This window comes from Dictyobacter arantiisoli, from assembly GCF_008326305.1.
GTDB lineage: Bacteria > Chloroflexota > Ktedonobacteria > Ktedonobacterales > Ktedonobacteraceae > Dictyobacter > Dictyobacter arantiisoli.
On the sequence record NZ_BIXY01000043.1, the window covers coordinates 1 to 18,795 of the forward strand.

Sequence of the window (18,795 nt, forward strand, 5' to 3'; positions counted from 1 at the left end):
AACTTCTTTTTATTGTGTGGTGTTGGAAAAGTTCTTCGAACTTTTCCAACACCACACAATAAAAAGGGCGCAGGCGTGTGCGCTCAAACCACTTTGTAAGCGATCATAAGTACAAACACCCATAACTATCTATTATTAAGCATAACCACTTGCTTTTCTTCCCTGCGTCTCAGCGCCTCTCTTTCCTGAGAATTATTACGTATTTCATTGAGATGAGATGATTGCCTTAGATGATTGAGCCGCTCTTCTATTGACTGGGCGAGCCGGTTGAGTGCCTGGTAGTGATGGATGTCCAGGCGCAAACGTGGTTCAATTAATTCGAGTTCCATGATACAAAAATCTTGACCAATCCGTATCAAATCAACACGTGCAAAGAGCAAATCTTCTATACGAAGTGCGAAACGCTGTGCCACATGTGCCAGAAGAGCACATGCAGTCTCCTTCTCTTCTTCTGAAGCTTCTATTGGGACTTCTCCAATAGGATCAAGCGCCAAAGATGCTTTTTTTCGGAAAGCATGCGCATAATTTCCTTCAATAAAGATTAAAGAATGTTCTCCTTCTTCTTGTACGATCTGCAGATAGGGTTGGATCATGGCATCGCGCTGATGAAGAATATCCTCAAGGTGTTGGCGGGCAATTGCTGGATCGTCTGTCAATACTGTCGCATGCGCATTGCTGGATGTTGTAGGCTTTATGACAATATGCTTCCAATGTGTAAAAATCTTCGCAAGGGTTTGGTCGATATCGACGGCTGTACCTTGTTTAAACCACACTGTTGGGATTGTTTTAAATCCAGCTTGAGCAAGTTCTTGGAGATATCCTTTATGACTATTCCATCGAATAACCTCGGCTGGATTCCACAAAGAACGCGTTTGTGCAACCTTTTGCACCCATACGAGGAACTCGGAAAGCGCGTGATGGTAACGCCAGGTCGAGCGTATGAGGATCGCATCGGCCTCCTCCCAGTGCACCAGGGGATCATTCCAGGCGAATACCTGTGCATGAATGTCCCGCTGCCAACAAGCCATTTGAAGTAATTTATCATCCTCTTCTAAAGGGATACCACGTTGTAAATGTTCTGGGTCTGTTGCAATAAATAATTTCATAAAATATGTCCATGATAAGGCAAAGCTAAATAAGAAAGAGGCACATGCTCATTGTTGTTTGTCTCATAAATTTAGCTCCTATGCAAATTGAATGTTAAACGTTGCAGGCATAGCACTCCGTCTGATATATTCCCCTGGCAAAAAATGATGGTAGAGGAATAAAGAAGCGTTTTATCCAGTGGGATCTCTTAAGAAGAGCACGCCCTTACGTCATGTTGATCTATCAACATACTCACCTATTGAGATTTATAAGTAGTATCTGTCAATTCACTATCAACATTACTTGCATTATACAACGCTCGCTTGATTTGAATCAAACGACGTCAACTTCGTTTTAGCTTGAGTTTATACATTTTTAGGCTTTCGAGCCTGCGAAAAAGGGCGAGTACGATGCATTTTTGAGCTCACGTTTTCAAAAATGTACAAAGTCGAGCTTACAAAGTGTTTGATTCTCATGATCTTCGCCATCCTGGCGCATGAGTTTTCGCACCAATGGTGCTCAAACCACTTTTTATTGTATGTTGCTGTAATGTGCTATGCACATTTACAGCAACATACAATAAAAAGGGCGCAGGCGCGCACACGCCAGCCAGCCAGGGAGCAGCAAGATCCCGCTGGTATTGGGGGGCTGACACTCTCTTAATGATTTTTAAATCAGCACGCAACAGAAATTGTCATTGCATCAAACTGATCCACAGACGCATACCAGGTAAGAGTCGGAAAAAGAGGTAAATGTTTTTACCATTTCACCCCATTTTCCCTGGCTCTTGATTTTACACCTCGTCCAATCCTGGATCTTCTAGACGGGCAATATGCTGTACCCATAGCGTATGTGCCAGTTGACGGGCATCGCGCCGCAGGCCATAGGAAGCAAAGTATTCACAGACGCGTGTCACGTCACGCAACAACAGAGGATATACCTCATCGTAGGCAGGATCGACGGCCTGCGCGAAGTCGATAAGGACCGTCTCCCCTTCCCAGTAGAGAATATTGTAGGCTGAGAGATCACCATGCACACGTCGCGCGCTCAGGCTCAAGGCGATATCAGCCAGGATACGCTCGAACAACGGCTCTACTTCTTCCGCCTCCAATCTAACATCGCGCAATAATGGAGCAGCATGGCCCACCGTACCGATATATTCCATCAATACTGCATTGCCAACATGCGCCAGAGGACGAGGCACATGTACTCCTGCCTGATGCAGGAGACGCTGGGTCTCAAACTCATACTCAATCCAGGACAGCACACGGACCGCCTGGCCGCGTATCGTCTTACGCGCCACACCACGCAAGCGACTACTGCCATAGACTACGCGTCCCTGCTCATCGCGTTGCATACGATTATAGCGATAATCCGCATCATTCTTTAAACTACGGAACATACGTGGGCGATAAATCTTCACAGCCAGATACTGCAAGCCAGTCGCTGGATGTGCAGAACAACAAAAGACAGTCGCCTCCTTACCGCTACGTACCACATGCAACACATCAATAATCAATTCTTGCTCATATAATGGAGTCAACGACGACAAAATCCAGGGTGCATCGCGTTGTGATGAGAGAAAACTCGATTGAAAGGTCGGGGATGGCTGCGGCTCGACACCTTGCTCTTTCAACCAGCGCTGTACTTCGACATTACTCTCATAACTCGTTTTTTTAGTCTGTTTACTCCGGACCACTGGCCGCTGTATCGGTTCCCAACGCGGAGTCATCTCATCTTCATACTGCTCATCTTCATAAGTAGAAAAATCATGTCGCAACTTCTTCACCATGTCAGCTCCTTCACCACACTGGCACAAACATACTCAAGTGTTTGAACCCAATAAAAATGCAATGTATCGGTAACACGCCAATAGCGTGTGTGCGTATAGCAAAAACACATAGAACCATCCTTTGCGATAGACAAAACTATGGCAGGGACAGGCAGAGCAGAGCTAGAACCCATGGCAGGACGAACCAGAACGGAGCCTGTTTCAGCGCTTCCGCCGGGTTGTCAATAAAAAAGCATAGAGAAAATGATGCTAAGACCATGAAAGCCACGGGTATCCTCTGTCACTGCGCACAAAAATGCCGGACATTCCCGTGGAAGAAAAAGGCAACATAAACCACGGGTTGGTAAATACACCCGTGACCCATCAACGAAGCAGAAAGGAGAGCGCAGTATAGAAGCATCGGAGAGATCGGTCCCGAAAGGATGCTCTTTTTATTGCGGCAACTCGCGAGGGAAAGTAACAATGATGGTAATGATGAGATGTACTTACCTCTGGAGTGTATCCTCAAAGGGAACAAGTCCAGAACGAGTGGAGGATACGGTTAGGGTGCTATTCATATTAAAAAACCTCCTTTTTGTACATTATTCTCTTTCGAGTGTACCATCCTGATAGGATAGAGTCAAGCCAAAATCCGTTAAAAAGCAGGAAATATCTTCCCATTCACAAAATTGAAACCAACCAACTGTCACAACGTGGAAAATAATAGATAGCGTATTGCTTGAAGCAGAGGAATAAAAACGAAGCCATGTTAAATAGCTACCAAACCTATGTCGATGCTGGTATCGAGTCGTTGCAGCAATGGTACAATCCAACGCAAGGACTCTGGGATACGACCGGCTGGTGGAATGCCGCCAACCTGCTCTGGGTGCTCCTGGAATATACAGAGAAAACTCAGACAACTGGCTATCTCCCAATCATAAATCATATTTTTGAGGTACATCATGGTGGCAATTGCATTAATGATTACTATGATGATGAAGGCTGGTGGGCGCTGAGCTGGATCAAAGCCTATGATATCACGGGCAATACAAATTATTTAACCCTGGCACGCACGATTTTTGCTGATATGCAAGGTGGCTGGGATACCACCTGTGGAGGTGGTATCTGGTGGTCAAAAGAGCGTAGCTATAAGAATGCAATCGCAAATGAGCTTTTCTTTACTGTTGCCGCGCGGCTCTACACACGCGCCTCCACGGCCCCCAATGCCATGGATTACTTTCATTGGGCCTATCAAGAATGGACATGGTTCTGGAATAGTGGTCTGATCAATTCATATTCACTGATTAATGATGGTCTTGACCACAACTGCCAGAATAATGGTGGAGTCATCTGGACCTATAATCAGGGCGTTGTGCTGGGAGGATTGGTCGAGATGTATCAAATAACGCATGATGAGTCCTACCGTACGGTCGCCGAAAATATCGCGGACGCAGCTATCATGCAGCTTACCGACCGGATGGGCATTCTGATTGAACCCTGTGAAAACGGCGATTGTGGCGCGGATGGTCCACAATTTAAAGGCATCTTTGTACGCAACCTCGCCACACTGTATCAAGTACTTCCCAAGGAGATTTACAGGCACTTCATACTCACCAACGCCTACTCAATTGTTACCAGCAACCGCCTCGCAGCACACCAATTTGGCCTCAAGTGGGCCGGACCCGTTGATAACGTCGACGCAGCGCGCCAGGGTTCCGCTTTAGATACGCTGGTAGCCGCCATGAGTCTCAACCTGACCTGACCCAAAAAGTGGGAATGACCCATATCCTGTAACAAATGGAGACATAAACATGAGCCATGCTTCCCATCTCCTAATCTCCTGCCACACTTCCCACAAAAACGCTACCGCCTGCCGGGGTCCGGGGTGTTACCCACCTTCCCTCTTCTCTCCCCCATCGAAGGTAGCAATAAAAAGATTTTGTTATTACAATGTAAACAACATTTATGACATATTTACAGACTTTTCCAAATATCCCCAAAAATTGCCTTAGATTGTCTTGACAATGGTCCCGCTTTATGGTATCGTTATTACCGTAACAAGTTGATAGAAAAGAAACCACTACTTTAAATGTATCTAGACAGAAAGAGACGGAGGTACCAGATGAAGGCATATAAACATCTCAACCGTCGCACCGTGTCTGTCTCGATATCCCATCACACATACCTCATGTTTGAAGGATGTCTGGCAGGCTCGCAGAGCGAAGACATCTATACATTTGGCGCAAGTAATCAAGGTCCACATTTTTTATAGAGCGCAAGTAGAGCTCAGGACCACCTAAACGACGCCAGACTCACAGATCCAACGCTTCGCGCGACAAACCAGATTGTGCCTGAAGCAATCCTTTCGCTTAAATCCAACACTTTTGACACACATTTTTCGTATTCGCCAACGTATCAGTTCCACGACGGAGAGCGCACGTGTAATCGAATTTGCTCGTCTGGACAACGATTCGTGAGCAGCCATAAAAGTAGAATGTACACACAAAATTTGCACTATATATATAGCGTACTGCCATTTTGTGCTCATTTCGCTGCCTGACCCTGGCAGCCGACAAGGTGAGAAAACGATGATAAACAGCAGAGCAATAGTGAATAAAATTGCCGCTTTTCAGCTTGAGAAAAAGAATTATTAGGTGTAAGGGCAATGAAGTAAAACCAATAAACGAGCCCTTATCGACGCTTCAATTGTAGGTTGTCCATGATGTGTGTCTAACCGGCAATACGCCACACGAGCCATTAGAGGTGAGAATATGATGCAGTTCAAAAAGGGTATGATGGTTCTCCGTCAGGTTGAGCAGACAACAGTTCAGGGTTGGACAGCTCAGGCTCAGCAGCGCGTCGTTCTGGTTACACGCGTCAATCAGCAGCAAGAGACGCGCAATCGCCGTTTCCAAAAAGGGATGATGGTGGGTTCCACTGTCAAAGGCATCTGCTAAAATCTGCTAAAAGAAAGTTGTAGTAGACAAGAAAGAGGTTCTGAGTCGCTGACTCAGAACCTCTTTCTTGTCTACTACAACTTTCGAGAAGCGGTCAGAATATTATGCAGCTTGCTGAGTTGCTTGTTTGGAGGCTTGTGTGCTGGTAATGGCTCCAATAGCCACGATGATGACTGATACTGCGAGGAGCACCCAGAAGATAAGAGCTGGGACAACCAATCCAAGTGCGCTATCAATCGCATAAGCGCCAGGGCCTGTTAAGGCCAGACCAAGGCTTACTGCGAGCAGTACCAGGGGATATTCGAAACCGCCGCTGGTGGACCAGAGACCAGCCGACCAGTGGAAACGGACGACTGCCATTAACATGGAAGCAATCACTGCAATAGCGCCCAGAGGAGTGAGGAAGCCGAGCAGCAATAGCAAGCCACCGACGAACTCACCGCCACCCCCCAACAACGTCCAGAACCAGGCAGGGCTGAATCCCATGGATTTTAGCCAGCCGGATGTGCCCACAAAACCATGTCCACCAAACCAACCAAAGACTTTCTGGGAACCATGGCCCATTAATAAGAGGCCTACAACGAGACGTAGGATGAATAAACCAATAGATAAAGACATGAGTACCGATACCTTCCTGAATATATATTTGCCTGTTACTAATATTTAATTAGTAACAGTAAGTATTATAGATCTGTAACTAATGTTTGTCAAGGCACTAATTTTATGTTAGCATAGAGAAGCAGCAATGCACATTCTGTTAGAGGAGAAAAAACAGCATGTCTGACAATGAAGCTATCTGTGTCAGCTATTCATACGCGGCAAGCCTGATCAGCAAACGCTGGACGCCGTTGATCTTGAAGGTCCTATTAAATGGTCCGCGCCATTATAGCGAGATTGTACGTAGTATTGGGGGTATCAGTGACCGCATCCTATCACTACGCCTGAAAGAGTTGGAGCAAGAACAGATCATTAGCCGTCATGTCTTTGCTGATATTCCAGTACGTATTGAATATTCCTTAACGCCTAAAGGGAAAGCACTGAATACAGTGGTCGAAGCGATTGAAAACTGGGGGCAAAAATGGTACATGCCATTTAAATAATGCATAGCGATGCTTTCGCCCGGCAAACAGATAGTGCGGATCAGCAACAAAGAACAGTGAATCCGATGCAGTTGCCTCAAACACATTCGCTGGCCCCAGGCAGCTGCATCAAGTAGAAAGATGTCAGAATCAGGCAATGAGGGACTCAAACCGGGCATTGCCGCCACAGAGGATAATGCCTACGCGTTCATCGGGTTGCGGTTGATAAACACCGGTTTGTAGGGCAGCTACACAGGCAGCAGCTGAAGGTTCTACGACGAGACGCAAATCGTTCCAGAGGGATTGCTGGCCGCGCAGGATGGCCTCATCGCTGACCAGCACTACGCGCTCCACGAATTGCTTCGCTATGGAAAATGCAATCTCTCCTACACGCCTGGCACCCAGGGCGTCGGCCACAACTCCGCTCACCCTGACATCTACTGGATGACCGACCTGTAAGGCACTAAACATACTCGCCGTGCCCTCCGACTCAACACCAATAATACGCGGCATACGCCTGGCATTCTGAAATGAACTGGCAATGCCTGCAATTAATCCCCCACCTCCAACAGCAACCAGGATTGTATCCAGATCAGGTAACTGGCGTTGCAATTCATAACCCACCGTCCCCTGACCAGCAATGACTTCCGCCTGATCATAGGCATGCACAATTAACGCCCCGGTTTGCTGCGCATGCACTTCACTCGCCAGAAATGCATCGGCATAGGTAGCCCCCTGGATGTGCACACTGGCACCATAAGCTCGTAAGCGTTCAACCTTTACCCGCGCAGAAATTTCTGGTACGAAGATTTCCGCACGATAACCCAGCTGGCGCGCGGCATACGCCACCGCAATGCCATGATTACCACCTGATGCGGCAACCACACCAGCCTCTGGTACGGCTTGAGATAACAAACGATTAAAAGCTCCGCGCGCCTTGAATGATCCAGCATGCTGCAAAAATTCTAATTTTAATGCCAGTTGAGCAGGGCATTGCCAGATCCCCTGCTCAAGCATAATCACAGGTGTTTTACGCACATATGGCTCAATGCGTTGCGCCGCATTCTCAATGTCGCGAGAAGAAATCATTATGTACTCCCTTATGCATTTTTATCAAAATAAATAGTACTATTTGCATTTATTATACATGGAAGCAAATATCACTAGAATGTGTCAGACTCTCGACAAAAACGTCAGTCAATATCAGACAAAATTATAACATTTGAAATACCATCTGCATTGAACTTACATAGTAGAAATATTCTTCAGTAATAAAGCAGGAGAGATGCAACAAATCTATCGCATCTCTCCTATCTTTTCAATTAGCCTTCTTTCGCAATACAGCCTTCCTGACACGATCACATCACAGGCAGGTTAAAACCTTGATAGGGCCATTCACTATTTCACGGCCCAATTCCCGTGAGCCAGCTAGGATAAATTGCTTTCGTAAGATGCGTGAAAGAGGCTCTGTTAGCTCATTTAATGTTAATTAACGGGCATTTCTGCTTCCATATAGTGCTCACTATTTGTTTCGTTTCTAAGCAACAGGAGTGAGGAGGTATACAGAACAGCACTCATGAAGTATCACAGCTTTACAATTTCGCAACATTGTTATACAATGTTTGCGTAATAACAAATTACGACAATGTTTCACACATATTTTTATCTATATAGGCAAAAATAGGTGAAAACATATATCGATTCTAAGGGGAGAAATAAACAATGAGTGATCTTTTAACCGTTTCAGAAGTAGCACAAATCTTGCGCGTAGACGATACAACTGTTCGTCGCTGGGTCAAACAGGGCGCACTTGAGGCAGTTGTACTACCTCACGTTAACGCACGCCAGGCCTATCGCATCAAACGCGAAACATTAAACAGAGTGCTGGGTAGCGAAGGCTTGCTTCAATAAGCAACTCTACATCGCTATAGTCGATATAATCGATACATTAAAGAGGTTGAATGCTGTCAGAGCGCAACCTCTTTTTTGGTCCTCTGAGGGTCAGGCAGCTCAAAAATAGGTTAAAGAATGATTGTTTCTCTTGAGTATTCTCACATATATGTACGTTATTCTATGCCAACTGGATACAAACTCATAGTGTGAAGGACCAAAGTACTAAAGTAGAAACCAGGTAGACAGAAACGACTATGTTGAATAGACAGGCAACGATACAAAAAAGGTTGAACCCTGATCTTCACGCGATTCAAACCAGATACGACCCTGTTGCTGCTCAACCAACGCCCGGCAAAGGTATAATCCTAATCCTGTTCCGGCTACCGAGCGCGCATTATCAGCACGTGCAAAGCGTCCAAAAATAATTGCTTGCTGTTGCGCTGGTATCCCGATACCATAATCCCGAACACTCAGGATAGCCATTTTTTGTTGTTCGGACCTCTCTTCTTCAGCTACACAAATCTCAATCGAGCCACCTGCGGGACTATATTTGATGGCATTGTTGATCAGATTGAGCAACACCTGCTCCATACGATGAACATCGGCGAGCACAACCAGATACGCGAGCGCGGTTTGAAAACGTAACTTGTGCCTGGCAGATATAACTTGCATACGGAGCGTGACGCGCCTGACAAGAGCAACCAGATCACACGGTACTATCTCTAACTTGATACGACCTGCCTGCACACGAGCTACGTCCAGTAAATCCTCAGCCAGAGCCGTCATACGATTGGTAACCTGATCAATGCCATGTATCGTTTCGTACTGCCAATCAGCCAGCGCGGGACCATGTCCGCGCTGCGTTTGTATGAGTAAGGTTTGCGTCAGCCCCCGCAAAATAGCCAGTGGACTCCGTAATTCATGGGCGGCAAGCGCCAGGAAGTCATCTTTCATGCGCTCCGCTTCTTTGAGAGGGGTCACATCATTAAATACCGCTACCACTATTGGCTCATCAGCGCTCAGAAATAATTTCTCACGCATCTCATGTGTAAGTATATTCTCTAAATGAAGAGAGGATACGCTCGTCATAACAGATAGATAATCACCGCCAGCCTGACCGATGTGCTCCGGACGTCGTCGTGTCAACGTGCCATGGCGCAAAGCATTAATTATGGACAACTGCTCATATGGGATTATGTGTCCTTGATCATCTACGACCACAAAATGACTTTCAGCAAAAAATTCTTGTAGGGACTGGCCTGTATGCCAGGGTTGCTTCCAGACATCCACTGCGGTTTGATTCATCATCACCAAACGTGCATCCGGGCCGCGCAGGAGAAATACACTATCGGGCAACGTATCAAATATGAGTTGCAAGAAGTTTTTTTGTGCCTCCGTTACCTCATGAATTTGCCTCGCCATTTCATCTGCTCGTATTCTCTGGTGCAAACGGTCATTTTCGAGCGCCACAGCGGTAGTAGAGGCCAGACTTACCATCAGGACTTCATCCTCAGCGGTGAAATGGTGGGTCGCAGAGTGAGCAAGCAATAAACCACCCAGCACGGCCCCCTGACGATAGAACAGGGGTACAGCTAACAAGCTACGAAGATCAGACTGATCGAGCAACACATCAGCAGGCTTGAGCGGTTCAGACACATGCTGCTGTTGTGGCCGTGTATACAGCCTGAATGAACCATCTTTGATTGGTTTTATATACGATAGATAGGGAGAAGATTGGGATGAGTGCATGTCGGGAATAGAGACAGGCAAACCACGCTGAAAAATGGTGGACAGAAAGTCTTCATCCTGCTCCACCAGCCTGTGGGCAAGTGCAGCAACTTGTTTGGTAGCTCCAATGCTGTCAGCCAGATAAAAAGAGTCAGCTAAGATCTGGCCATCCTCATCCACATGTCGTAAGAAACAGATGGCTAATTCGGCCTGGCTCGCATCATAAGCAGTCTTAACAGTAGTATGGATCAGGTCAACACTATCCTTTTCAGTCATTAAAAGCGTGGTAATACGGGCGAGGGCAGCAAAACGTTGCGGCATCATCGATGAGCGACTAATATCATATCCCCTGGAAAAAGCCATTGGATACCTCATGCATCTTTATAGACAAAGAGCCTGCAGTAATCTCAACCCATAAACTCATGGTAATATATATGTAACACTATAAGTCATTATTTAAGCAAGCTTAGCAATAAAAATGGCAGTACACTTTTTGTGATAAAATTGTGATGGTAGATCCTTCTCTGTGTTTTCTCTGTGAGTTGCCAGGCGTATACTGAGATCTATACGTCGCTACTGACGCAGAAAAAACGTTCATAGAAGAAAGGGAAGGAAAAGATGGGAGTGCAAGAGTATGGTGCAATCAACCTCCTGACAACTCTAAGCCATGAACTTCGCACACCGCTTGCGGTAATTAAAGGATATGCAACCACGCTCATGCATCATGAGCATAAGATGTCTAAGATCGAGCAGCAGGAATTTTTACAAGCCATCCTGCAAGCCAGTGAGCGGCTTGAGTCTGTGGTAAACCAGATTTTAGAAATACAACAATTAGAGGAAGATGCTCTGCCCCTACAATATACATCTTTTAAACTTTATCCGTTTATCTGTGAAGTGGTTACAGAAGTATGTTTACAACAACAGCAGACACAGGACAGGCAGACGACAGCAGATATTCAAATTACAACAGAAGGATATCTACACAATATACCATGGCAATTATCAACTATTTGTGGTGATCGCACACGTTTGAAAAAAGCGCTCAAAGTAGTATTAGAAAATGCCTTGAGCTATTCACCACAGGGCAGTCAGATTGTGATTGGCCTGCGCGCAAATTCGCTGGAGATGGCTGGGTGCCTTCCAGCGGACAGTCTGGACGTGAGGAATGAGCGTACCTCTGCCTCACCCGTTACAAAGCTTGAAATATGGGTGCGCGATACTGGCATCGGTATCGAGCCGCAACAACTACAAAAGATTTTTGAACATTTTCATCGTATTGATACACGCCTGACACGCGAAGTAAATGGCCTGGGGCTCGGATTGGCTCTGTGTAAACGCATTGTAGAACTGCATCATGGCACAATCTGGGCGGAAAGTGAAGTTGGAAAAGGGAGCATTTTTCATATCTTGCTCCCTGTGACGTACTGAACAACGCTAAGGACTGAACAGCGTTAAGGGAGGAATGCCAGCATGCCTGCCAAAAAAACAACAATCCTGATTGCAGATGATGATCCACAGCTACTACGCTTGATGGCACGCAATCTCGAGTTTGAGGGCTATGAGGCTTTGACGGCTGCTGATGGCCAGCAAACACTTGAGTTAATCGAAAACCGGAAACCGGATCTCATCTTGCTGGACGTAATGATGCCTAAGCTGGATGGTTTTTCGATTTGTCAACGTGTCAGACAGTTCTCAACCGTGCCAATTATCATTATTACCGCACGAGGTAATGACCAGGATAAGATTCGTGGACTCGATCTGGGTGCGGATGACTATCTCACCAAGCCCTTTAATATCGAAGAATTACTGGCACGTTCACGCGCCGTATTACGGCGTGCTTCTTTTATAGGCAATGATCAGGGCATGAGCTCGACTACCATTGGGGATCTCTCGATAGATTTCAATCAGCATAAGGTTATGCTCAACAGTAAAGAATTAGCACTGACCCCGATTGAGTACAGATTGCTCTCTTACATGGCAAAAAACATAGGTCGCGTCATGACCCAGGATCTACTCCTGAAATATGTGTGGGGCTCTGAATACATCGGTGAAAGTCATATGCTTCAGGTTAATATTAACCGCTTACGACGTAAGCTCGAACCCGATCCAACCAGGCCGCGCTATCTCCGCACGAAAGTTGGTGTCGGTTATATGCTAGTAAATCCTGAACAGACAGAAACGACGGAACAGCAGGTGAACCAGGACTGAAGGCAAAAACAGAGGCAGTAGAACTGAAACGTATTCATTCACAAATCACGGTGTGAATTCTACACATAGAGACAATATGAAGAGTGCTAAAGTTTTCCATGCACATTTGAGGCCACAAACCGATAGTAGTGGTATAATTTTCTCTATAGGTCTTTGTGGTCAGGAGGCAGTTCCGAACCAATAAAGAGAGTGAAATCTCCCTGCCCTCCTTCAATAAAGAGGACGCGGGTGGATAAAATAAGAGAGCATAAGTCTCGACTGAAAAGAGGTTCCCATGCCAGGACATGTATCAAGCCCCATTCGCTCGCTTGGCGTACTGACCGGTGGCGGTGACGTGCCAGGACTGAATGTAGCAATCAAAGCATTAGTGTACCGTGCCGAAACCATGGGTATTCGAGTCATGGGCCTGCGCGCAGGCTGGGAAGGTATCTCCTTCCTGGATCGTTCGCGCCCACCAGAATCGCTGATCTTCCATGAAGAAGATCCTTCCACATGGAAAGATGGCTATCTCATGCCCCTGACGCGTTTAAACACGCGCAGCATCGACCGTCAGGGCGGCACTATTTTACAATCCTCACGCACCAATCCAGCCAATGCACGTGTCAGTGACCTACCCCCACATCTCAAATCATATGGTGAAAATCATAAGCCAGAGGATCGCGTCGATCTGACCAAAGAGGTGATCGCTAATCTTGAATTTCTGGGACTCGATGGTCTGGTGGCGATAGGTGGCGATGATACCTTGAGTTATGCCTCAAAATTAGCAGCCGCTAGCGTTCCCGTCTGGGCAATTCCTAAAACCATGGACAATGATGTGCCCGGCACGGACTATTGTATTGGTTTCCAGACTGCTATCAGTCGCGCGGGCGAATTCATCAATCGTATCCGCTCCACAGCAGGCTCGCATCGTCAAACGGTTCTCTTCCGAATGTTTGGACGTGACGCAGGCTTTACCGCCCTCGAAACCTCCTCTGTCACCTGGGCAGATCGCCTGATTATTCCAGAGGTACCTATCAACATTGATCGACTCGCGGAACTGGTCATGCGGGATCGTCAAAATCCTGAAGGCTATTCGTTTGTGGTCATGTCCGAAGGTGCCAATATGGGCATTCCTGTACCCACGGTTGGCGAGGCCGATTCATATGGACATAAGAAGAAAGCCAATGTTGCTGAGTTCCTGGGGGATCAATTAACGGAGCGCATTCCTGGCGTCCGCTTCTTGCCCATTGATCTGACCTATTTCTTGCGCAGTGGCGAACCTGAAGTCTACGATAAGGATGTCGCAATTCATTTTGCTAATGTGATTATGGGAAAAGTTAGCGAAGGGGTACACAGTGTCATGGCGGCTCATCGCAACGGGGCATATATCTGCACTGATATTCCCGGCAAGAATATTCCCGCCCGCCGTGTTGATCCTGCGGATTATCACGAGACGCGCTATCGACCACGCTTCGAGCACATTACAGGTCCTTATCAACCACAAATTCGCTAGCATTCTGTAGACAAACGCTCACGCTCCTGCATGCATGGATCATCCCGAATTTTTCGAACAGGCATTCGATCCACTTCAATCCGCTCCGCAAGCGGGGTTGCAAGGGGCGGCGAGCCCATAGGTGCGAACGTAAGGCTTTACAAGCGGGATTGCAAAGGGCGGCCAGCCCTTTGCCGGGGTTTGGGGTGTCCCCAAATACCCCTTTTTCTTCTTTTCTTCGCCGCCGCGCGCGGCGGCGAGAGGGAGGTGAGAGATCGGGGCACAGCCCCGAACCCCAGGTTAAGGGTTGCACCCTTAACAATCCCGCTTACGTTCGCACCTATGGGGCGGCGAGCCCCTTGCCGGGGCGGCAGGAGTGTCCCCTGCCCTTTTTTCTTTTTCCTCGCGCCGCCGCAGGCGGCATGCAAAAAGAGGAAAAGAAGGAGGTGAGGACACTCCACACCCCGGCAGAAGGCTTCGCCCTCTGCACTCCCATGTTATCGAACTTTTGTTTCAAAATTTCGGGATGAATCATGTTGGCTGAGCACTTCAGATAAGAAAGCTCATACATAAGGATTAGATAAGATGAGAGCGGAAGAGATTTTAAAAGAGACACAATATCGAAATTATCCCTTGCCCGAAAGCCCCTGGATTATGCGTCAAAACTGGCATGATCTCCTCTTTGCACACTGGCCTATCGCGCCAGACAAACTCCGACCACTGATGCCTGCTAGCTTTGAACTCGATACATTTGAAGGTGAAGCCTGGGTTGGCGTCGTTCCTTTTCGCATGAGCGCGGTACGACCACGCGGCATCCCTCCTATTCCCGCTCTGTCATACTTCCCTGAATTAAATGTACGTACCTATGTGACGATTGATGGAAAGCCCGGGGTCTACTTTTTCAGTCTGGATGCGGGCAATCCTATCGCGGTGGCTATCGCACGTTCAGTCTTCCACCTGCCCTACTTCAACGCCCAGATGACCTGTCAGCGCGTTGACGATACGATCTATTATCGTAGCCAGCGTACCCATCGTAGGGCGGCCTCAGCCGTGTTTATCGCCCGCTACCGCCCTACCGGAGCGATTGACTATGCCCGGCGCCACTCTTTGGCCTCCTGGCTCACAGATCGCTACTGCCTCTATACGAATGTTAATACACAGATCTATCGCGCCAATATTCATCATCTCCCCTGGCCCCTACAACCAGCCGAACTGGATATGACGCTGGACACAATGGCGCTCTCGCACAAGATCCCATTATCCGATACGGCACCACTTCTCTATTACACACACCGTCTGGATGTTCTCGTATGGCCGGTGCAGCGAATTATTTAATGCTTATACTAAGACTGTGTCGGACTCCCATGCTCTCCATAATCTCTGCGCATGAGTTTTCGCGCCTGCGGTGCTCAAATAGTAAGATCCCGCTGGTACTGGGAGTCCGACACATTCTAAGCAAGAACAGAAGACAGACAAAAGATAACTTAGATATTTTGTGCTATAGCATACCAAAACTATCCTTTTTAAGCATGGGGTAAACAAATTACATGCTATAATGCAGTTGGTTAGCAACAATAATTGCTACAGCATTTGCAATACATCCTTTTGCCCATAAATGAATATATAAATGTCTCCTGGAGATAGAATGGATAAGGAAGGTGACCTATTCCACTTCTCAATATCTATGATAGAGGAAAAATGATTCCACGCCTTAAACATGCCTTTTCAATAAAGGCAGTGCTGCGTACACTGCTTGTGACAAGTGTTTCAGCCCAGGTGGGTACAGCCGCGATTCTTATGCTCATCTCTGCAATTCGGGATCGCAATAAGAAACAGCGTCACTTCCCTCACATAGACCTGAGGGAAGTGCAGGTCGGCGAGAATCGACTGCAACTATACTGCTATGGAGAGGATCTCTATAGAGATATGCTCGATGCCATTGATAATGCGAAAGAAAGCATTTATATAGAGTCGTATATCTGGAAGGATGATGAGGCGGGCTGGAATTTTAAAACCCATCTGGCTAAAAAGGCGACGGAAGGGGTTGAGGTCTATGTTATTTTTGACCGCTTCGGCAATCTTGTCGTGCCGCATACATTCAAATCCTCATTCGATCCAGCCATTCATTTGATCCAATATCAGTCCGTCGACTCGGTTGGTCATCTGATTGATCCACGGCGTTACGCACTGGATCATCGTAAACTCCTGATTGTCGATGGGCATACCAGCTTTATTGGTGGCTATAATATTGGTAGTCTGTATGCCTCTTACTGGCGTGATACACATTTGAGAATACAAGGGCCTGCATCCGCCGAAATCGCACAATCATTTATTGATTTTTGGAACCGCTGTAGCAAAAAAAATAATGCTATTACACATCATTACCAGCGTCGCTTTGATCCTTTTATCGATCTGCATGGCAACGATGCATTACGCCTAACCTTCCCTATTCGCGATATGTACATTGAAGCGATCAACAAAGCAGAGCATTCTATTCTGCTGTCCAATGCTTATTTTGTGCCGGACGGTAGCTTATTAGATGCATTAAAAGAGGCTGCCCATCGCAAGGTAGATGTGCGCATCCTGGTTCCCTGGACATCCAATCATGTCGTTACCGACTGGATCTCACGCAGCTATTTCAGCGAATGTCTGGAAGCAGGTATTAAGGTTATCGGCTATCGTCATGCCATGCTGCATGCTAAAACCTGCACGATTGATGGTCAATGGTCAACGGTTGGAACCGCTAATATGGATCGCCTGAGTTCGCTCGGCAACTATGAAATCAATGTTGAGATTTATAGCTCAGAGTTTGCACAACAAATGGAACGGCTCTTTGCCTGTGATACCGCTGACTCCATCGAGCTCACAGCGGAAACATGGCACCGGCGTCCCTGGTATACAAAACTCAGCGAGCATATTCTAAATCCACTGCGTTTTATGATGTAGAGGAGAAAACTATCTGCGTTAGAGCTGGGAGTTTCTCTCCTCACAGCTTTAGCATAATAACATGTGAAATTTGAGGTTGATACGCCGCATGAAGCGCATAATTTTAGCTACAATTTTATTACTACTCGCATTTGAAGCACTCTTGATAGTTCCGCTGATGGTTATGACACCACTGGGTGGCAAAATGGTTACCACCATTAATCCTCCCCCACCAACCCCAACCCCTACGCCGCTACCAGTTCTCAGCGCGCTGGGCAGTACGCCACCCACGCTTAAATCTCCCATTGCCTATCTGCTCGATGTAGACACCAATGATACATTGCTCAGCATACGCGGCACGGAGCAGGTTCCAATGGCAAGTACAACCAAAATCATGACGGCGGTCATTGCCCTGGAGAAAAGCGATCCCAATCAGATTGTAACAGTCAGAAATGATGCGGTTAAAGAGGTCACAGAAAATTTCGGCAGCAGCGCAGGCCTTAAAGCAGGCGATAAAGTGCGCATGATTGATCTGCTCTATGGCTTGCTGCTACCTTCTGGGGATGATGCCGCAATAGCTATTGCCGACGCAATTAGTGGCTCTCCAACGAATTTCACAAAAGTGATGAATGATTATACCCATAAACTTCATCTCACCCATACCCATTATATCAATCCAGATGGGCTGACTTATTATGATTATGGCAAAAACAAGCAGGCTGATCCCAATGAATACAGCACCGCTGCGGATCTGGCTCAGTTAGCGCGCTATGCCATGCGTAATCCTAGATTTGCTCAGATCGTGCAGATCCAACACTATGTCTTACCAGCCACGGCTGATCATCAAGCCTATAACTGGGATACAACCGACGAATTGCTGGCCTTGTATCCCGGTATCATTGGTATCAAGACAGGATACACGCTTGAAGCAGGTTCCTGCCTGGTATTTGCGGCACGCGATGGCAAACATACCCTGATCGGGGTCCTCTTACAGGGGAAGGCAAAAGAGGATCGTTTTACTGATGCTCCCTTGCTACTGGATTGGGGCTTCGCCTTACCGATGCGTGAACCAACACCGACGCCAACGCTGGCAGCAACACCAACCCGCCAGTAAGCCTTACTAACGAGGTCGTTTCGCGGATCATTCATAGAAAATCGCAAATAGAGAGATAAAGGGGCGTGTCCTGTATGAAAGTTGAGATTACGTTAGCACCCCTGGAAGAGAAATTTATTCTGCGCAATCTACTCGAACTTTGCCAGCATGACTATAGTGAATTCACCAATAAAAGTATTGGGGATCACGGGCTCTTCGATTATCCTTATTTAGATCATTATTGGACCGATCCCGACCGTTATCCATTTCTGATTCGGGTTGAACGCAAACTGGCCGGCTTTGTGTTTGTACAAAAAATTCCCGAGACTGATAGTTATACGATGGCGGAATTCTTTGTTTTGCGGAAGTATCGCCACCAAGGGCTGGGGCAGTTGGTCGCGCATCAGGTATTTGATATGTTTCCAGGACATTGGAAGGTACGACAGGATATCGAGAATACGGCTGCGCAGGCTTTCTGGCGCAAGGTAGTGACACGCTATACACAAAATCGCTTCCACGAGACCCAAAACTAGTCTAGAGCTTGATAGATTTGCTTACAAGGTTGACATCACTCAATGAAAAAA

The 18,795-nt window shown here is 46.9% G+C and carries 17 protein-coding genes; 12 read left to right on the plus strand and 5 right to left on the minus strand.

Features of this window, described 5'->3' with window-relative positions; genetic code table 11:
* Positions 1 to 125: 125 nt before the first annotated feature.
* On the minus strand, positions 126 to 1,106 hold the full coding sequence (locus F1593_RS14905; RefSeq protein ID WP_149402359.1) for an ATP-grasp domain-containing protein: 981 nt from the start codon (positions 1,104 to 1,106) through the stop codon (positions 126 to 128).
* Between the two features lie 454 nt (positions 1,107 to 1,560).
* Here F1593_RS14905 and F1593_RS14910 point away from each other — a divergent pair, with 454 nt between their 5' ends.
* Positions 1,561 to 1,749 carry a hypothetical protein gene (locus F1593_RS14910; RefSeq protein ID WP_149402360.1) on the plus strand — a complete coding sequence of 63 codons (189 nt, stop codon included), beginning with the start codon at positions 1,561 to 1,563 and terminating at the stop codon, positions 1,747 to 1,749.
* Between the two features lie 130 nt (positions 1,750 to 1,879).
* Here the strand turns inward: F1593_RS14910 and F1593_RS14915 are convergent, their stop codons facing one another.
* Positions 1,880 to 2,878, minus strand: coding sequence for an RIO1 family regulatory kinase/ATPase domain-containing protein (locus F1593_RS14915; RefSeq protein ID WP_149402361.1), 999 nt, complete (start codon positions 2,876 to 2,878; stop codon positions 1,880 to 1,882).
* 745 nt (positions 2,879 to 3,623) lie between these two features.
* On the opposite strand from F1593_RS14915, the gene F1593_RS14920 reads away from it, so the two are divergent.
* Together F1593_RS14920 and F1593_RS14925 are read left to right on the plus strand one after the other, a co-directional pair.
* A complete protein-coding gene (locus F1593_RS14920; RefSeq protein WP_149402362.1) occupies positions 3,624 to 4,619 on the plus strand; it encodes a glycoside hydrolase family 76 protein in 996 nt (331 codons plus the stop codon).
* A gap of 1,009 nt (positions 4,620 to 5,628) precedes the next feature.
* Positions 5,629 to 5,814 carry a hypothetical protein gene (locus F1593_RS14925; RefSeq protein ID WP_149402363.1) on the plus strand — a complete coding sequence of 62 codons (186 nt, stop codon included), beginning with the start codon at positions 5,629 to 5,631 and terminating at the stop codon, positions 5,812 to 5,814.
* A 102-nt stretch (positions 5,815 to 5,916) separates the two neighbouring features.
* Here F1593_RS14925 and F1593_RS14930 read toward each other — a convergent pair whose 3' ends face one another.
* Entirely contained in the window at positions 5,917 to 6,432 is a 516-nt protein-coding gene (locus tag F1593_RS14930) for a DoxX family protein (RefSeq protein ID WP_149402364.1), read from the minus strand.
* Positions 6,433 to 6,590: 158 nt separating this feature from the next.
* Between F1593_RS14930 and F1593_RS14935 the strand changes: the two genes are divergently transcribed.
* A complete protein-coding gene (locus F1593_RS14935; RefSeq protein ID WP_149402365.1) occupies positions 6,591 to 6,914 on the plus strand; it encodes a winged helix-turn-helix transcriptional regulator in 324 nt (107 codons plus the stop codon).
* Between the two features lie 129 nt (positions 6,915 to 7,043).
* On the opposite strand, the gene F1593_RS14940 is transcribed toward F1593_RS14935, so the two are convergent.
* Entirely contained in the window at positions 7,044 to 7,982 is a 939-nt protein-coding gene (locus F1593_RS14940) for a threonine/serine dehydratase (RefSeq protein WP_149402366.1), read from the minus strand.
* Positions 7,983 to 8,615: 633 nt separating this feature from the next.
* On the opposite strand from F1593_RS14940, the gene F1593_RS14945 reads away from it, so the two are divergent.
* On the plus strand, positions 8,616 to 8,804 hold the full coding sequence (locus F1593_RS14945) for a helix-turn-helix domain-containing protein (RefSeq protein WP_149402367.1): 189 nt from the start codon (positions 8,616 to 8,618) through the stop codon (positions 8,802 to 8,804).
* A 234-nt stretch (positions 8,805 to 9,038) separates the two neighbouring features.
* Here F1593_RS14945 and F1593_RS14950 read toward each other — a convergent pair whose 3' ends face one another.
* Positions 9,039 to 10,877: a sensor histidine kinase gene (locus F1593_RS14950; RefSeq protein WP_172632133.1), complete on the minus strand. Its 1,839-nt coding sequence runs from the start codon at positions 10,875 to 10,877 to the stop codon at positions 9,039 to 9,041.
* A gap of 255 nt (positions 10,878 to 11,132) precedes the next feature.
* On the opposite strand from F1593_RS14950, the gene F1593_RS14955 reads away from it, so the two are divergent.
* From F1593_RS14955 to F1593_RS14985, 7 genes are all read left to right on the plus strand, one after another.
* Entirely contained in the window at positions 11,133 to 11,942 is an 810-nt protein-coding gene (locus F1593_RS14955; RefSeq protein WP_149402369.1) for a sensor histidine kinase, read from the plus strand.
* Positions 11,943 to 11,984: 42 nt separating this feature from the next.
* A complete protein-coding gene (locus F1593_RS14960) occupies positions 11,985 to 12,722 on the plus strand; it encodes a response regulator transcription factor (protein WP_149402370.1) in 738 nt (245 codons plus the stop codon).
* Between the two features lie 274 nt (positions 12,723 to 12,996).
* On the plus strand, positions 12,997 to 14,214 hold the full coding sequence (locus F1593_RS14965; RefSeq protein ID WP_149402371.1) for a 6-phosphofructokinase: 1,218 nt from the start codon (positions 12,997 to 12,999) through the stop codon (positions 14,212 to 14,214).
* Positions 14,215 to 14,778: 564 nt separating this feature from the next.
* Positions 14,779 to 15,528, plus strand: a complete 750-nt coding sequence (locus F1593_RS14970; RefSeq protein ID WP_149402372.1) for a YqjF family protein — start codon at positions 14,779 to 14,781, stop codon at positions 15,526 to 15,528.
* 363 nt (positions 15,529 to 15,891) lie between these two features.
* Positions 15,892 to 17,139 carry a phospholipase D-like domain-containing protein gene (locus tag F1593_RS14975; protein WP_149402373.1) on the plus strand — a complete coding sequence of 416 codons (1,248 nt, stop codon included), beginning with the start codon at positions 15,892 to 15,894 and terminating at the stop codon, positions 17,137 to 17,139.
* An 88-nt stretch (positions 17,140 to 17,227) separates the two neighbouring features.
* Positions 17,228 to 18,232 (plus strand): D-alanyl-D-alanine carboxypeptidase family protein, encoded by a 1,005-nt coding sequence (locus F1593_RS14980; RefSeq protein WP_149402374.1) that lies wholly within the window; start codon positions 17,228 to 17,230, stop codon positions 18,230 to 18,232.
* Between the two features lie 74 nt (positions 18,233 to 18,306).
* The gene (locus F1593_RS14985; RefSeq protein WP_149402375.1) at positions 18,307 to 18,744 is read left to right on the plus strand and encodes a GNAT family N-acetyltransferase; all 438 of its coding nucleotides are present in this window, start codon (positions 18,307 to 18,309) and stop codon (positions 18,742 to 18,744) included.
* Positions 18,745 to 18,795 lie beyond the last annotated feature (51 nt).

What these genes read in the sequence shown, in the direction of transcription:
- F1593_RS14905 (WP_149402359.1), bottom strand. Translation starts at nt 1,106, where the DNA reads ATGAAATTATTTATTGCAACAGACCCAGAACATTTACAACGTGGTATC.
- F1593_RS14910 (WP_149402360.1), top strand. Translation starts at nt 1,561, where the DNA reads ATGATCTTCGCCATCCTGGCGCATGAGTTTTCGCACCAATGGTGCTCA.
- F1593_RS14915 (WP_149402361.1), bottom strand. Translation starts at nt 2,878, where the DNA reads ATGGTGAAGAAGTTGCGACATGATTTTTCTACTTATGAAGATGAGCAG.
- F1593_RS14920 (WP_149402362.1), top strand. Translation starts at nt 3,624, where the DNA reads ATGTTAAATAGCTACCAAACCTATGTCGATGCTGGTATCGAGTCGTTG.
- F1593_RS14925 (WP_149402363.1), top strand. Translation starts at nt 5,629, where the DNA reads ATGATGCAGTTCAAAAAGGGTATGATGGTTCTCCGTCAGGTTGAGCAG.
- F1593_RS14930 (WP_149402364.1), bottom strand. Translation starts at nt 6,432, where the DNA reads ATGTCTTTATCTATTGGTTTATTCATCCTACGTCTCGTTGTAGGCCTC.
- F1593_RS14935 (WP_149402365.1), top strand. Translation starts at nt 6,591, where the DNA reads ATGTCTGACAATGAAGCTATCTGTGTCAGCTATTCATACGCGGCAAGC.
- F1593_RS14940 (WP_149402366.1), bottom strand. Translation starts at nt 7,982, where the DNA reads ATGATTTCTTCTCGCGACATTGAGAATGCGGCGCAACGCATTGAGCCA.
- F1593_RS14945 (WP_149402367.1), top strand. Translation starts at nt 8,616, where the DNA reads ATGAGTGATCTTTTAACCGTTTCAGAAGTAGCACAAATCTTGCGCGTA.
- F1593_RS14950 (WP_172632133.1), bottom strand. Translation starts at nt 10,877, where the DNA reads ATGGCTTTTTCCAGGGGATATGATATTAGTCGCTCATCGATGATGCCG.
- F1593_RS14955 (WP_149402369.1), top strand. Translation starts at nt 11,133, where the DNA reads ATGGGAGTGCAAGAGTATGGTGCAATCAACCTCCTGACAACTCTAAGC.
- F1593_RS14960 (WP_149402370.1), top strand. Translation starts at nt 11,985, where the DNA reads ATGCCTGCCAAAAAAACAACAATCCTGATTGCAGATGATGATCCACAG.
- F1593_RS14965 (WP_149402371.1), top strand. Translation starts at nt 12,997, where the DNA reads ATGCCAGGACATGTATCAAGCCCCATTCGCTCGCTTGGCGTACTGACC.
- F1593_RS14970 (WP_149402372.1), top strand. Translation starts at nt 14,779, where the DNA reads ATGAGAGCGGAAGAGATTTTAAAAGAGACACAATATCGAAATTATCCC.
- F1593_RS14975 (WP_149402373.1), top strand. Translation starts at nt 15,892, where the DNA reads ATGATTCCACGCCTTAAACATGCCTTTTCAATAAAGGCAGTGCTGCGT.
- F1593_RS14980 (WP_149402374.1), top strand. Translation starts at nt 17,228, where the DNA reads ATGAAGCGCATAATTTTAGCTACAATTTTATTACTACTCGCATTTGAA.
- F1593_RS14985 (WP_149402375.1), top strand. Translation starts at nt 18,307, where the DNA reads ATGAAAGTTGAGATTACGTTAGCACCCCTGGAAGAGAAATTTATTCTG.